Source organism: Devosia sp. 1566, assembly GCF_004005995.1.
GTDB lineage: Bacteria > Pseudomonadota > Alphaproteobacteria > Rhizobiales > Devosiaceae > Devosia.
Genome location: NZ_CP034767.1, coordinates 741,713 through 755,574, shown reverse-complemented (window position 1 = coordinate 755,574; position 13,862 = coordinate 741,713). Strand labels below are relative to the sequence as shown.

19 protein-coding genes are annotated in these 13,862 nt (G+C 64.4%); 12 read left to right on the top strand and 7 right to left on the bottom strand.

Translation table 11 applies throughout. The features are described 5' to 3' along the window. Window positions 1-19: 19 nt before the first annotated feature. Window positions 20-649: a pyridoxamine 5'-phosphate oxidase gene (gene pdxH, locus ELX51_RS03680; protein WP_127752241.1), complete on the bottom strand. Its 630-nt coding sequence runs from the start codon at window positions 647-649 to the stop codon at window positions 20-22. A gap of 128 nt (window positions 650-777) precedes the next feature. On the opposite strand from pdxH, the gene ELX51_RS03675 reads away from it, so the two are divergent. After that, window positions 778-1,719, top strand: a complete 942-nt coding sequence (locus ELX51_RS03675) for a J domain-containing protein (RefSeq protein ID WP_127752240.1) — start codon at window positions 778-780, stop codon at window positions 1,717-1,719. Window positions 1,720-1,737: 18 nt separating this feature from the next. Here ELX51_RS03675 and ELX51_RS03670 read toward each other — a convergent pair whose 3' ends face one another. Beyond that, window positions 1,738-2,682 (bottom strand): L-threonylcarbamoyladenylate synthase, encoded by a 945-nt coding sequence (locus ELX51_RS03670; protein WP_127752239.1) that lies wholly within the window; start codon window positions 2,680-2,682, stop codon window positions 1,738-1,740. Between the two features lie 69 nt (window positions 2,683-2,751). Between ELX51_RS03670 and ELX51_RS03665 the strand changes: the two genes are divergently transcribed. The 5 genes from ELX51_RS03665 to ELX51_RS03645 are packed head-to-tail and all read left to right on the top strand — an operon-like array spanning window position 2,752 to window position 5,649. After that, window positions 2,752-3,699: a histone deacetylase family protein gene (locus tag ELX51_RS03665; RefSeq protein ID WP_127752238.1), complete on the top strand. Its 948-nt coding sequence runs from the start codon at window positions 2,752-2,754 to the stop codon at window positions 3,697-3,699. 8 nt (window positions 3,700-3,707) lie between these two features. After that, window positions 3,708-3,956: an exodeoxyribonuclease VII small subunit gene (locus ELX51_RS03660; protein ID WP_127752237.1), complete on the top strand. Its 249-nt coding sequence runs from the start codon at window positions 3,708-3,710 to the stop codon at window positions 3,954-3,956. Window positions 3,957-3,959: 3 nt separating this feature from the next. Next, window positions 3,960-4,562, top strand: a complete 603-nt coding sequence (locus ELX51_RS03655) for an SCO family protein (protein ID WP_127752236.1) — start codon at window positions 3,960-3,962, stop codon at window positions 4,560-4,562. Further along, window positions 4,559-5,299 carry a TlyA family RNA methyltransferase gene (locus ELX51_RS03650; RefSeq protein WP_127752235.1) on the top strand — a complete coding sequence of 247 codons (741 nt, stop codon included), beginning with the start codon at window positions 4,559-4,561 and terminating at the stop codon, window positions 5,297-5,299. The genes ELX51_RS03655 and ELX51_RS03650 overlap by 4 nt, the downstream gene beginning before the upstream one ends. A gap of 38 nt (window positions 5,300-5,337) precedes the next feature. Beyond that, window positions 5,338-5,649 (top strand): alkylphosphonate utilization protein, encoded by a 312-nt coding sequence (locus tag ELX51_RS03645; RefSeq protein ID WP_127752234.1) that lies wholly within the window; start codon window positions 5,338-5,340, stop codon window positions 5,647-5,649. On the opposite strand, the gene aroC is transcribed toward ELX51_RS03645, so the two are convergent. The 3 genes from aroC to ELX51_RS03630 are packed head-to-tail and all read right to left on the bottom strand — an operon-like array spanning window position 5,646 to window position 8,278. Further along, a complete protein-coding gene (aroC, locus tag ELX51_RS03640) occupies window positions 5,646-6,761 on the bottom strand; it encodes a chorismate synthase (RefSeq protein WP_127752233.1) in 1,116 nt (371 codons plus the stop codon). The two genes, ELX51_RS03645 and aroC, sit on opposite strands and share 4 nt — an antisense overlap. 43 nt (window positions 6,762-6,804) lie before the next feature. Next, window positions 6,805-7,446: a histidine phosphatase family protein gene (locus ELX51_RS03635; RefSeq protein WP_127752232.1), complete on the bottom strand. Its 642-nt coding sequence runs from the start codon at window positions 7,444-7,446 to the stop codon at window positions 6,805-6,807. Between the two features lie 22 nt (window positions 7,447-7,468). After that, complete coding sequence (locus tag ELX51_RS03630) at window positions 7,469-8,278, bottom strand: SDR family oxidoreductase (protein ID WP_127752231.1); 810 nt, start codon at window positions 8,276-8,278, stop codon at window positions 7,469-7,471. 104 nt (window positions 8,279-8,382) lie between these two features. On the opposite strand from ELX51_RS03630, the gene ELX51_RS03625 reads away from it, so the two are divergent. Both ELX51_RS03625 and ELX51_RS03620 read left to right on the top strand, forming a co-directional pair. Next, window positions 8,383-9,795 carry an FAD-binding oxidoreductase gene (locus ELX51_RS03625; RefSeq protein ID WP_127752230.1) on the top strand — a complete coding sequence of 471 codons (1,413 nt, stop codon included), beginning with the start codon at window positions 8,383-8,385 and terminating at the stop codon, window positions 9,793-9,795. A gap of 81 nt (window positions 9,796-9,876) precedes the next feature. Further along, a complete protein-coding gene (locus ELX51_RS03620) occupies window positions 9,877-10,437 on the top strand; it encodes a hemerythrin domain-containing protein (RefSeq protein ID WP_127752229.1) in 561 nt (186 codons plus the stop codon). Here ELX51_RS03620 and ELX51_RS03615 read toward each other — a convergent pair. Beyond that, the gene (locus tag ELX51_RS03615) at window positions 10,434-10,838 is read right to left on the bottom strand and encodes a GFA family protein (RefSeq protein ID WP_127752228.1); all 405 of its coding nucleotides are present in this window, start codon (window positions 10,836-10,838) and stop codon (window positions 10,434-10,436) included. The two genes, ELX51_RS03620 and ELX51_RS03615, sit on opposite strands and share 4 nt — an antisense overlap. A 14-nt stretch (window positions 10,839-10,852) precedes the next feature. Continuing rightward, the gene (locus ELX51_RS03610) at window positions 10,853-11,593 is read right to left on the bottom strand and encodes an SOS response-associated peptidase (protein WP_127752227.1); all 741 of its coding nucleotides are present in this window, start codon (window positions 11,591-11,593) and stop codon (window positions 10,853-10,855) included. Window positions 11,594-11,659: 66 nt separating this feature from the next. Between ELX51_RS03610 and ELX51_RS03605 the strand changes: the two genes are divergently transcribed. The 4 genes from ELX51_RS03605 (at window position 11,660) to ELX51_RS03590 (ending at window position 13,823) form a co-directional block, all read left to right on the top strand. Further along, complete coding sequence (locus tag ELX51_RS03605; RefSeq protein ID WP_127752226.1) at window positions 11,660-12,055, top strand: NUDIX domain-containing protein; 396 nt, start codon at window positions 11,660-11,662, stop codon at window positions 12,053-12,055. A gap of 37 nt (window positions 12,056-12,092) precedes the next feature. Then, complete coding sequence (locus ELX51_RS03600; RefSeq protein ID WP_164854736.1) at window positions 12,093-12,461, top strand: TIGR02301 family protein; 369 nt, start codon at window positions 12,093-12,095, stop codon at window positions 12,459-12,461. 95 nt (window positions 12,462-12,556) lie between these two features. Next, window positions 12,557-12,835 (top strand): hypothetical protein, encoded by a 279-nt coding sequence (locus ELX51_RS03595; RefSeq protein ID WP_127752224.1) that lies wholly within the window; start codon window positions 12,557-12,559, stop codon window positions 12,833-12,835. 148 nt (window positions 12,836-12,983) lie between these two features. Further along, complete coding sequence (locus ELX51_RS03590; protein WP_127752223.1) at window positions 12,984-13,823, top strand: folate-binding protein YgfZ; 840 nt, start codon at window positions 12,984-12,986, stop codon at window positions 13,821-13,823. The last annotated feature ends 39 nt before the right edge of the window (window positions 13,824-13,862 follow it).

The following is a 13,862-nucleotide window of genomic DNA, read 5'->3' as shown; positions in this document are numbered from 1 at the left end:
GATCAACTGGTGGGCAATGCTAGGGGTAAAGGCGCGTGCTGGTCCAGCCAGCATTGCGCTCCGGGCGCATAAACCGCACCCGGTCATGCAGGCGGAACTGCCCGTCCTTCCAAAATTCGATCTCGAGGGGCACGATGCGAAAGCCGGACCAGTGCGCGGGCCGTGGCACCGTGTTCTCACCCACTTTTTCGGTCAACTCCGCCACGCGCTCGACGAGCGTTTCGCGGCTATCGAGCGGGCGCGACTGCAGGGAAGCCGATGACGCCAGTTGCGAGCCCTTGGGTCGCGCGCCGAAATAGGCATTGGCTTCCTCGACCGACACCACTTCCACCGGCCCACGCACGCGCACCTGCCGCCGCAGCGATTTCCAATGCATCAGCATGGCCGCCTTGGGGTTGGCCAGCAGCTGGCGCCCCTTGGCACTTTCGAAATTGGTGAAGAACACAAAGCCCCGTTCATCGCGCCCGTTCAGCAGCACCATGCGCACATCGGGCATGCCATCGGCATCGGCGGTCGCAAGAGCCATCGCATTGGGATCGTTGAGCTCGCCCTCCTTAGCCAGGGCAAACCATTCCTCGAACAAGGCGAAGGGATCGAGCTCGGAGCGGTCGCTGTCATCGAACAGCCGTTCGGTAAGTGTCTGCAACATCGACCTGTCCTTTTGCTTTTCCGCTACCCTTCGGGCCACCCAAACTAGACATTGGGAGGGGCGCTCGCCATATAGAGCTTGAACCAGAGGCTAAGCAACGCCTCGCAACCCTCAACTGATTGGAACCCATGCGCGATCCCTATACCGTACTTGGGGTGCCTCGCACGGCGAGCGAAAAGGACATCAAGTCCGCTTATCGCAAGCTGGCCAAGAAGTACCACCCCGATCAGAACCCAGACGATCCCAGCGCGCACAGCAAGTTTGCTGAGGCGACCAATGCCTATGACCTGCTCAACGACGCCGAAAAACGCGCGCAGTTCGACCGCGGCGAGATCGATGCCGATGGCAATCCGCGTCACCCCGGCTTCAACCCGGGCGCTTATGGCAGCGCCGGTGGCGCCCGCTCGGCGCAGGGCGGCTTTTCAGCCGAGGACATCCTCAAGGAATTCATGAACGGCTTTGGCGGCCAGCCGCGTGGCGCCAGCCGCAGCGCGGGTGCCGGCGGCGCCCAGTGGGATCCCTTTACCGGCACCGCCAGCACCAGTGCGGGCCTGCGCAGCAAGGGCGAGGACATCATCGTCACCGCTGCTGTGTCCCTCGAAGACGCGCACAAGGCGGCTTCCATCCCGGTGCGGATGCCCAGCGGCAAGGTGCTGTCGGTCAAGCTCCCCGAAAAGGTCGAGGAGAACCAGCAGATCCGCCTCAAGGGCCAGGGTCAGCCCAGCCCCTTCGGCGGGGAAAACGGCGATGCGCTGGTCACCGTCAAGTTCGAGAAGTCCAAGGCCTTCCGCCGCGACGGCAGCGATCTGCGCACCGATCTGCCCATCACGCTTTACGAGGCCGTGCTTGGGGTCAAGGTGCGCGTCCCCACGCTCGATGGCTCGGTCGAGCTCAACCTGCCGCCGGGCGTCGATACTTCCAAGTCCCTGCGTCTCAAGGGCAAGGGTCTTTATGGCGATGGCGACCTGTACGTGAACCTGCGGGTCGTGCTGCCCCCGGGCGGCGATCCGGACCTTGAAAGCCTGATGCGCTTCTGGCGCGACCAGAAACCCTACAAGGTCCGCGACTAAGCCCGCGAGGCTGCCGCCCTAGCGCGGGGCCGCCGCGCGCTCCAGCCGGTCATTGATCGCTTCCCCCAGCCCCGTTGCGGGAATGGGCGCGACCGCAATGGTCGGGGCGCCCGTGGCATCGAGCTCGTGCAGCATGGAAAAGAGGTTCCGCGCCGCCTCGTGCAAATCCCCGCTGGGGGACAGATTGCGCATCGGCCCCGCAAAATCGGGCGCTTCGCCAAAGGCCAGATAGGCCTCGCCCGGCTGCGGCGTGGTGTTGAGCCGCATCAGCGCGCCCGGCGCATAATGGCTGCGCAGCATGCCTGGCGCCGTCACTGCCGCATCGGCGCTGGCCTGTTCCACCGCTAAGCCCAGGCGCTCCTCGATTTCGCTGCGCGCCATTGCCCCGGCGCGCAATTGCACCAGCCGCTCACCATCCACAGCAATGATCGTGGATTCCACCCCAGCCTTGCACGGCCCGCCATCGAGCACCGGCACCCTGCCCCCAAAACCGCGCCGCACCTGCTCGGCTGTGGTCGGCGACAACTTTCCTGATGGATTGGCCGACGGCGCTGCCAGCGGCCGCCCCGCCGCACGGATCACTGCCAGCGCCAGCGGATGGTCGGGAATGCGGATCGCCACGGTGTCGAGCCCGGCCGTCGCTACATCGGCCAGCCCATTGCCCGCCCGCGCCGGCAGGACCAAGGTCAGTGGCGCCGGCCACAACGCCGCGAGCCGCCGCGCCAGCGGCGAGAACTGCGCCAGTGCTTCGGCCATGCCGATGTCAGCGCAATGGATGATCAGCGGATTGAACCGAGGCCGACCCTTGGTCTCATAGATCGCGAGCACCGCATCGGGGTTGGTCGCATCAGCGCCCAACCCATAGACCGTTTCGGTTGGAAAAGCGCAGAGTTGGCCGGCCCGCAGCAAGGCCGCCGCCTCTTGTGGGTCGGTGGGATCGGAAACCGTTAATCCGTCGTTCATCTTCATGGCGCTGGTTTGACAACCAAGCCCCAGCACGTCAAGACGATGCCTTCGCGGAGCCCCTCCCCTGTGACCACTCTTCTTGTCAGCCAGCCCAATTTTGCCGACCACGAGACCCCGCCCAAACATGCCGAGCGGGCCGACCGCATCGCTGCAGTGGAAGAAGCGCTGGCGCGGCCGCGTTTCGATAAGCTCTTGCGCCGCAACGCTGATTTCGCCGATCTGACCCTGGCCGAGCTGGTGCACAGCCCCGATTATCTCGCCGGCCTGCGCCACGCCCGCCCCCTTGAAGGCATCGGGCGGATCGATGCCGACACTTTTATCTCCCCCGGCTCCATGGACGCCGCCGCCACCGGCCTCGGCGGCGCCCTCACCGCCCTGCGCGCCGTTCTCCTCGGCGAAGTCGACAACGCCTTCTGCGCCATCCGCCCGCCGGGCCATCACGCCGAAATCGCCCGGCCCATGGGCTTTTGCCTCATCAACACCGCCGCCATCACCGCCCGCGAAGCGCAGCGCAAATACGGCGCCGAGCGCATCGCCATCATCGATTTCGACGTGCATCACGGCAACGGCACTCAGGATATCTTCAAGGACGACCCGACCGTTTTCTATGCGTCGAGCCACCAGATGCCGCTCTACCCCGGCACCGGCGCTGCCAGCGAAACCGGCGTCGGCAATATCGTCAATGTGCCGCTCGATCCGCAAAGCGACGGCGCGGCAATGCGCGAAGCCTATCTCGAGCGCATCATCCCCGCCCTGATCGACTTTTCGCCCGATCTGCTGCTGCTGTCAGCCGGCTTCGACGCCGACGCCCGCGACCCTCTGGCCCAGCTCAACTGGCAGTCCTCAGACTTCAGCTGGCTCACCGGCAAGCTCATGGATGTGGCGGAACGCCACTGTGCCAACCGGATTGTATCGCTGCTGGAAGGTGGGTATGACCTCAAGGGCCTGGCGGGGGGCGTTTCGCACCATGTCGCCATGCTGATGGACGGCGCTGTGGGCCGTCTCGAAGAATAGGATTTCCTATGGCCGAACCAACCCATGAAGACGTCAAGTCCCTCAGCTTCGAGGCCGCGCTGGCCCAGCTGGAGGAAATCGTCGGCAAGCTGGAAAGCGGCAAGGCGCCGCTGGCGGAATCCATAGCGATCTATGAGCGCGGCGAAGCGCTGAAAGCCCATTGCGAAACCCTGCTGCGCACGGCCGAAGCGCGCATCGAAAAGATCACCCTGTCGCGCGATGGTCGCGCCACCGGAACCGAACCGCTGGACGCCTGAGCCATGTCACAATCGCCCAAATCCTTGCGCCGGTTCCGGATCGCTTTGTGGAGCCTTGTGGTTGTGGTCGCCTTTGCCGCCACCATGCTCTACCTGTTCCGCCCCCCGGCGCGCCCGCTGGGTCTGACCGGCCGAGAATTTGCGCTGGAATCCACCCAGGGCGGCAGCTTCACGCAGAACGATCTGCGCGGCACGCCGAGCCTCGTGTTCTTTGGCTATACCTTCTGCCCCGATGTCTGCCCCACCACCCTGGCCGAAACGACTGCCTGGCGCCAGCAGCTGGGCCTTTCTCCCGAAGACCTGCGCATCATCTTTGTGACCGTCGATCCCGAGCGCGACACGCTCGAAACGGTCAAGGGCTATGTGGAAGGCTATGATCCGTCCATTATCGGGCTCGTCGGCAGCCCCGAGGCGACGGAAGATGCTAAGGCCGCCTTTGGCGTGTTTTCCGAAAAAAGTGGCGAGCCCAACGATCCCTATTATCTGGTGGACCACACCGCTTCGACCTTCCTGATCAATGCCGATGGCAGCTTTGATGGCACTGTTGCCTATGGCGAAGCCGCCGAAACGGCTGTGGCCAAGGTCAAGCGACTGGTCGAAGATTGAGCGACCGTATCCGGCTCGACCTGGCGCTCGAGCAGCGCGGCCTCGTGCCGAGCCGCGCCCGGGCGCGGGACGCGATCCTGCGGGGGACCGTCACCATCAATGGTGTCGCTGCCCACAAGCAGAACCAGATGGTGGCCCGGGATGACAAGCTCGCCCTGAGCGATCCCGCCGCCAACTATGTTTCGCGTGCGGCCCTCAAGCTTGTGGCCGGGCTCGATGCCGGGCAAATCGAGGTTGCGGGAAAAACCTGCATCGATGTCGGCGCCTCCACCGGCGGCTTTACCCAGGTGCTGATGGAGCGTGGCGCCAGGCGCATTTACGCCGTGGATGTCGGCCATGGTCAGTTGCATGAACGCCTCACGGGCAGCGATCGCGTGGTCAGCATGGAGGGTGTCAATGCGCGCGACCTCACGCCTGAGCTGATCCCCGAGCCCATCGACGTCCTGGTGTCCGACGTCAGCTTTGTGTCGGTGATCAAGGTCCTGGCCGGCCCGCTAGCGCTCTGCACCCCCACTGCCGACGCCGTAGTGTTGTTCAAGCCGCAATTCGAGGTCGGGCGCCCCAATGTGGGCAAGGGCGGCATCGTCACCAATGAGCCCGCCATCGCTACGGCCTTGGAGGACGTGATCGCCTTCATGGCGGCGCAGGGCTTTGCCCATCGCCATTCCGTCACCTCCCCCATCGCCGGCGGCGATGGCAATGTGGAAACGGTGCTGATCTTTCGCCGCACCCCCTGACTTTATAGGGCCCTAGCTGGCCCAACCCGGAGCCCGGTATGACCGCAGCTGACGACGACTATATCTATGACGAGCAGACCGGCGAATGGCGCCCAGCCTCCGAAGTTGCTGCGGCCAGTGCCGCGGCAACGCTAAGCGTCGTCGATAGCGCCGGCACCCCGCTCGCCGATGGCGATGCGGTGGTGCTGATCAAGGACCTCAAGGTCAAGGGCGCGGGCCAAACCCTCAAGCAGGGCACGGTGATCAAGTCGATCCGGCTGACCGACAATCCCGAAGAGATCGATTGCCGCTACGACGCGATCAAGGGCCTCGTGCTCCGCACCGAATTCGTGCGCAAGCGCTCCGCTTAGTTTCGCCCGAAGCCCAGCGCACCATCGCGCCCGGTCTGGCCGCGATGCCGCAGGAAGTGGTCGGCCAGCACGCAGGCCATCATCGCTTCGCCCACCGGGACGGCGCGGATCCCGACGCAGGGGTCGTGGCGGCCCTTGGTGATGATGTCCGTGTCGGCATTAGCGGTCGTGACGGTTTGGCGCGGTTGCAGGATGGATGAAGTCGGCTTGACCGCAAAGCGGCACACCACCGGATCGCCATTGGAGATCCCGCCCAAGATGCCGCCGGCATGGTTGGACAAGAAATAGGGCCGCTCGGCCCCTGCCCGCATCTGGTCGGCATTGTCGACGCCGGTCAGGCTCGCTGCATCAAAGCCGGCGCCGATTTCGACGCCCTTGACCGCATTGATGCTCATCATCGCCGAGGCGAGATCGGCACTGAGCTTCCCATAGATCGGGGCGCCCCAGCCCGCCGGTACGTTCTCCGCGACCACCTCAATCACGGCCCCGACCGAATTGCCGGCCTTGCGGATGCCATCGAGATAATCGGCCCACAGCAGTGCCGCCTCGGCATCGGCGCAAAAGAACGGATTCTGGTCGACCTGCGACCAGTCAAAGCGCGAATAGTCGATCTTGTGCGGCCCCACCTGGACGAGGCTCGCGCGAATGGTAATGCCTCCCAGCACCTGCCGCGCCACGGCTCCTGCGGCCACCCGGGCGGCCGTTTCGCGCGCCGAGGTGCGCCCGCCGCCCCGATAATCGCGGATGCCGTATTTCTGGTCATAGGTATAGTCGGCGTGACCCGGCCGGTATTTGTCGCGGATCTCGGCATAATCCTTGGAGCGCTGATCGGTGTTTTCGATCATCAGCGAAATGGGCGTTCCGGTAGTGCGCGGCCCATCAGTGCGCTCGTCCTCGAACACGCCCGAGAGGATGCGCACCTCGTCTGCCTCGCGGCGCTGCGTCGTATATTTGGATTGGCCGGGCTTGCGGCGGTCCAGGTCCCGCTGGATCATTTCGGGGGTCAAGGTCAGGCCGGGCGGGCAGCCATCCACCACCACGCCCAGGGCGGGCCCATGGCTTTCGCCCCAGGTGGTGAACCGGAACAGCTGGCCGAAGGTGTTGAACGACATGCAATAAAACTCCTGCTTGCCCCTGTCTGGACAGGAAGGCCGGTCAATCAGCCGGCGCGTTCCAGGTGTCGAGCGCCGCATGCAGCGTCATGCGTCCTCCGCTGAAATGGGCGATCACCCCTTGCGGCGGTGGCCAGTTCAGCACTTCGGCGCGCTCGGTGCCTTCCACCAGGTGCCGCAACACCCGCAGCACGCCGCCATGGGCCACCACCACGGCGTTCTGCGTCAGGTCGCGGGCAAATTCGAGCAGGCGGACCGCCACGTCGTCATAGTTCTCGCCGCGCTCGGGCCGGAAGCTCCAATAGCTCGCATCCCGCATACCGGGGGCCAGCGCCTGTTCCCGGTTGATCTCCGAGTGGAGGCGCCCTTCCAGCGCTCCAAAGGAGATTTCCACCAGCCGCCGGTCGTGGATCACGGGCGGCAGCGGCACGTCAAAGGCCGCCCGCATCCGGTCCATGGTTTCGGCGGCGCGGCTCAGGGGCGAAGCGAACCAGTTGAGCGAAGCGGGGTCCTTGCCGTCCCGCTCCAGCAGTTCGCGCAACAGCACCCCATTGGCGTCGGCCTGTAACTGCCCAACCCGGTTGAGCGGAATGTCACGCGTGCCCTGGTAGCGCTGCTCGCGGTTCCAGTCGGTTTCACCATGGCGCGCGAAATAGAAGTCAGGCCATTGAAACGCATCACTCATGGGAAACTCGAAACCTTGAAGATTATTCGCTGGACGCTGGCGTGTCGTTGTCGAGCAGCTTCATGCCGACAACATTGAAGCCGGCATCCACATAGTGGATTTCACCGGTGACGCCACCCGCGAGCTCTGACAGGAGATAGGTGGCCGCGCCACCCACATCATCGATCGAGACATTCTTGCGCAGCGCCGAATTGGCTTCCTGCCAGTGCAGCATGTCGCGCAGGCCCGAAATGCCGGAAGCCGCCAGCGTCTTGATCGCCCCGGCCGAGATGGCGTTGACGCGGATGCCGTTCTTGCCCAGGTCAACCGCGAGATAGCGCACCGACGCCTCGAGCGCGGCCTTGGCCACACCCATGACGTTGTAGTTGGGGACGTATTTGACCGCACCATAATAGGTCAGCGTCAGCAGCGAGCCGCCCGGGTTCATCAGCGGCTCGGCGCGTTTGGCGACGGCGGTGAAGGAATACACCGAGATATCCATCGTCAGCGCGAAGTTGTCGCGGCTGGTATCGAGGTAGCGGCCCTCAAGCTCGTCCTTGTTGGAAAAGCCGATGGCATGCACGACGAAGTCGAGGCTGCCCCACTTTTCCTTGATCTGGCGGAAGGTCTCGTCCATCGCCGCCTCGTCGGAGACGTCGCACTCGACGAGGAAGTCGGAGCCCACTTCGGCCGCCAGCGGCTCGACGCGGCGCTTGAGCGCTTCGCCCTGGTAGGAAAACGCCATTTCGGCGCCCTGCGCATGCAGCTGCTTGGCGATGCCCCAGGCAATCGAGCGGTTGTTGGCCAAGCCCATGATCAGGCCACGCTTGCCGGCCATCAATCCAGTGCTCATTATTGTTATCCCTTGCTGGAGTCGTTAGCAGGGTTGTGGCACATCGGGGGGCAAAGGGGCAAGTTCGCTGCCCTGCAATTGCACTGCACCAGCCGGGGTTTTCCATGCCACTCAGCCCAGCCGAGACCATCGCCCAGCTTCAATCCCTGCTGGGTGCCGATCAGGTGATCGCTTCCCCCGAGCGGATGGGGTCGTTTCTGCATGAGCCGCGCAAGCGCTTCCACACCCCGGCAACAGCGGTAGCCCTGCCCGGTTCGGTTGAGCAGGTGCAGGCTTTAGCCCGCTGGGCCAATGAGCATGGCGTGGGCATTATCCCGCAGGGCGGCAATACCGGCCTCGTTGGCGCACAGGTACCCCTGCGCGGCGACGAGGTAATCGTGAGCCTCGCGCGGCTTGATCGGGTGCGCACAATCGACGCCGGGGCGGGCACCATGGTTGCCGAAGCCGGCGTCGTGCTCGAAAACGCCCACCGCGCTGCCGAAGCCAAAGGGGCCATGTTCCCGCTCTGGCTGGCCTCGCAAGGCTCGGCCCGGATCGGGGGCGTCCTCTCCTCCAATGCCGGCGGGGTCAATGTGCTGGCCTATGGCAATGCGCGCGAATTGTGCATGGGGGTCGAGGCGGTGCTGGCCGATGGCCGGCTCTACCAGGGTCTCAATGGGCTCAAAAAGGACAATACCGGCTATGATCTCAAGGATCTGCTGGTGGGCGCCGAAGGCACGCTCGGCATCATCACGGCCGCCACCCTCAAGATCTTCCCCCAGCCCGAGGAATATGAAACCGCCCTCGTCAATATCGCCTCGCCCGACGCGGCCTTTACCCTCTTCCAGCTGATGCGGGATCGCGCGGGGGCGCAGCTCAATGCCTTTGAGCTGATCCCGCTGATTGGCCTGCAGATCCAGTTGCGGCACGGCATGCTCGATCGCGATCCCACGGCCGGTTCCTCCCCCTGGTATGCGTTGATCGAGGTGCTACGGCCCAAAGGCGGCCGGCCCGGCCTCCTGCAGGAAGCATTGGAAGCTGCGTTCTCCCAAGGGCTGGTGGACAATGCCGTGGTCGCCGAATCTCTTGAGGACCGCACCCGCATGTGGGCCTTTCGCGAACAAATGAGCGAGTGCCAGTCGCGCGAAGGCGCCTCGATCAAGCACGACGTCTCAGTGCCCCTCGCCGCCGTGCCCCGGCTGATCGAAGAAGGTTCGGCTGCCGCCGCGCAGGTGGTGCCCGGCATCCGCCCGGTGCCGTTCGGCCATATGGGTGATGGCAATATCCACTTCAATTTCAGCCCCCCGCCCGGCGCCGACAACGGGCAGTTCATGGCGGGAGCCGAGCCGGTCCACGCCGCCATCTATGAGATCGTGCTCAAGCTGGGCGGATCGGTTTCGGCCGAGCATGGCATCGGCCAGCTCAAGGTCGACCTCCTGCGCCAGGTCAAGGACCCGGTGGCCCTGCAGATGATGCGCGCGATCAAGGATGCGCTCGATCCCAAGGGCATTCTCAATCCCGGCAAGATGCTGGGCTGACCGGGCCCAGTCACCTGCGCGTGCCTACTTGATCGCATCTCCCCCTTGCCCCATTTCGGGGCAATCACAGGGGAGTTGCCCATGCTCGATGACATTGCCTTTCTTGACGATGCCACTCGCCCGCCGCTGCAAAAGCTCGAGGGGCTGACGCCAGACCAGCGCCTGCCCGGCCAGCATCTTAAGATGATCCACGATCATCTGCGCCAGAACATGGAAGTGCTCGGACGCCTGATCGAGCGCGCCTCCACCGGCGCCGTCTCGCCCGAAGAGGTGGAGAGCGAAACTTCTGGCCTCCTGATGGTCAGCAATTTCCGCCGCTTCGGCAATTTGTGCGGGCAATACTGCCAGTTAGTCGACACCCATCATTCGATCGAGGACTACGCGATCTTCCCCGCGCTGGCCGAACAGGGCGCCGCGTTCAAGGCGATTGCCGAGCGGCTGCGCGCCGAGCATGTGGTGGTCCATGAACTGCTGCTGCGGCTTGTCGATGCACTTAACGCACTGGCGAGCGAGCCCACGCCCGAGCACTTCGAAGACGCCAAGACAGTCTACCGCACGCTTGAGCGCATCCTGCTCTCTCATCTCGGCTACGAGGAAGACGCGATGGGCGATGCGTTGGGCTATTTCGGCATCGGTGTTTAGGCGGGACCCTCGTCCTCGAAGCGGCTGGCATGGTCGCGGCCGCGCTCATAATGGTGGCTGAGCGGAAAGGGTGGCAGCCAGGCTTCACGCCGGATCGTCCAGCATTCGTAGCTCGGCACCAGCTGATCGGGCGCATCGAGCGCGCCCAGATGCACCTCGATCTCGTCGCCCGATCGGGCAAAAACCGAGGACCCGCAAGTGGGGCAAAAACACCGCCCCCCGAATTCTCCGACCTCCCCGCTGACCGCCACAGCCTCCTGCGGAAACATTGCCGCCGCATAAAACAGGGCGCCATGATGCTTGCGGCAATCAAGGCAATGGCAGATTCCGACCCGATAGGGTCGGCCGGACGCCACCAGCCGGACCTTCCCGCAGAGGCAACCGCCGGTAAACTGCTCCATTCCCTTGCTCCCGCCTAGAACAGATCGAGCTGCGCTCCCGCACCAGCGGCCTTGCGCCGTACTGGCGCGGTGGGTTCCGCCAGTTCGGGCGTTACTTCCTCGATAAGGCTCGGGTCATCAACTGCAGCCGAGTTCACCCGGGTCGAGACCGGCCGATAGCTCAGCACATTGTCGGGCAGCGGCAGCGCCAACTGCCGGGCTTCCTCGGCCCGCACATCGCGCACATCCAGCCAGTGCTCCATCGCTTCGCCTTCGAGAATGGCGGGCATGCGATCATGGATTACCGAGAGCTGGTTGTTGGTGGGCACGGTAATGGTCGCGACGCTGTCGATCTCCTCGCCTTCGGGGCCTACCCAGGTGGCGTAAAGCCCGGCCAGCGCCATCGGGCGGCCATCGGCATAGGTGATGTAATAGGGCTGCTTTTTCTTGTCGGGCCCGGTGTGCCATTCATAATAGCCGCTGGCCGGGATGATGCAGCGGCCATGCTTGAGGGCGTCGCGAAAAGCCGGCTTTTCGGCCATGGTCTCGACCCGGGCATTGACCAGCAGCGGAAACTCGCGCGGATCCTTGACCCAGCGCGGCACGAGGCCCCAGCGGGCAAAATGCGCCTCGCGCCGCCCCGCTTCTTCCCAGATCGCCACCACCGGCTGGGTGGGCGCGATGTTGAAGCGCGGCACCATCTCGATCCGATTGAGCAGGCGAAACAGTTCCGCCATCTGCTCGGGCGGCAGCGTTGCCGCATAGCGACCACACATATTTGCTTCTCCCTGATGCTCGCCCCAAAATAGGGGGTGCAGTGTTGAATCGCAAATGGAGCCGAGATGACGGACCTTCCAAACGCCGCCAGCGTGGCGTTGGTACGCAACGGCAAGGTGCTGTTGATCAAGCGCGCCTTCCCCCCCTATCAGCATTTGTGGACGTTCCCGGGAGGCCGTCTCGAGCCCGGCGAAACCATCGAGCAATGCGTCATCCGCGAGGTCAAGGAGGAGCTGGGGCTGGCCGTGCGCAATCCGCAACCCGTGCTGGTGCAGCAGCTGGGCGGCGGTGGCACCTACCAGTTGGCCGTGTTCGTTTCCTCCGATTTCAGCGGCTCCATCATGCCCTCCAGTGAAATCGCCGATCACAAATGGGTCGATCCCGCAGCGCTGCCCGCCTTTCGCACGACGACCCGGCTCGACGACGTGATCCGGCAATGCCTCGCCGTTCTGGCCGGGTAATGCTAAGAGCGCCCAGCATCAGGAGATCAGGATCCAAGTGAAGCTGCGTTTCGCCCCCATTGCGGCGGCCCTTTGTCTGACCGTCGTCACGCCGGCGCTGGCGATCGACCCGCCCTATCAGCCGCGCATGGAGCGGCTCGCCGAGATCATGGGGAGCCTTTATTTCCTCCAGCCCCTCTGCCAGGCAGGCACCGAGGATTGGCGCGCCGAGATGGCCGAGTTGATCGAACTCGACGAGCCCGACGATGATCAGCGCCAGCGCCTCGCCGGGGCGTTCAACACCGGCTACACCGCCTATGCGCGCTTTCACCGCGCCTGCACCCCGAGCGCCCGCGAAGCCCTCACGCGCCTGCTGACAGAAGCGGAAAGAACCGCCCGCGAAATCCACACCCGCTATGCCGAATAGGGAGCCCCCGCGTTAACGAAATTTGCGGAGGTTGCATTAACCCTTCACTCATTTGTGGTGCGCCAGCCCCGTTCATCCATGTTAACCCGCTGAGCATGGCGATCAGAAAATCTCACTTCATCACCGCGGCCGAAATCGAGCTGCCCAGCCACGAGCAAAGCGAGCGTCAAATCGCGCTCGAATATCTGGCGGAGGCCTGGAATGGCGCTGAAGACGACGGGGTGGAATGCGCCTCGCTCGCTCATGCTTCCCTGTTTGCGGCGCTGGCGACTCTCGTCAAACTGCATGGCGATGATGCAGCCGCCGAAATGGTGGCGCTGCTGCCCGAACGCATCCGCGCGGGCGAATACAACCTCGATCGTACGCTGCAATAAATTGCTCTGAACCGGGCCGTCATGCTGCCTGCTTTCGGTGTCGGCGGTTGACCTTGGCCGCGTTCTTGAAAATGCTAGCGCTTCGCGCCATGTCCGCAATCCCCGCAGCAGTTGCTGCGGGCGGACAGTCTGGGGAAGCAAGACGATCATGACCACCTATCTGCGCGCCGACCGGGCAGTGTTCCGGTTTTCGGGCGTTGACGCCCACAAGCTGCTCAACGATGTCGTTACCGGCCATATCCCCGCGCAGGGCGATGGCACGGGCGAAGCCGGTGTCGCCTGGGCGCTGCTCTCCCCTCAAGGCAAGATCCTCGCCGAAGGTCTGGCCGGTTACGCAGGCGACGCGATCTGGCTCGATGTGCACCAGTCCGTGGCCGATGATTTCTTCAAGCGCATGAAGATGTATCGCCTCCGTGCCCAGGTGGTGATCGATGATCTCCGGGAAACCCACCGCGTCGGCTTTGCCACCGAGCAGGACCCCGCCGCGATCAGCCATCTCGATCGGCTGGGGCCCGTTAGGCTGGGTTGGCGCCAGATCGCGCCGGTGGAGCCGGCCAACGGCTGGGTTGCGGACGACACGGCCTATCACGAGCAGCGCATTGCTTCTGGCATCCTGCACCAGGGCAATGACTTTCCCGCCAACGACGCCTTTGCCCATGACATCGGGCTCGACCTGCTCGAGGGCATTGATTTTGCCAAGGGCTGCTATGTCGGCCAGGAAGTGGTCAGCCGCATGAAACACCGCGGCACCGCCCGCCGCCGCCCGGTGATCGTTGACGGTGTCGATGCGCCTTCGGGGGGTGCCGTGCTGGCGGGCGAACGCGAAGCGGGGCGCCTGGGCCAGGTCGTCAACGGTCGCGCTGTTGCCATTGTCCGGCTCGACCGGATCAGCGATCCCTCCGCCGCGACCGTCGAGGGCAAGCCTGTCCGCCTTTCCCTGCCGCCTTACGCAAGCTATGCGTTTGGCGAATCAACGCCCGATGAGTAGCGTTTCGCCACCACTCTTTTAGCTTTGGGGCATCATGGC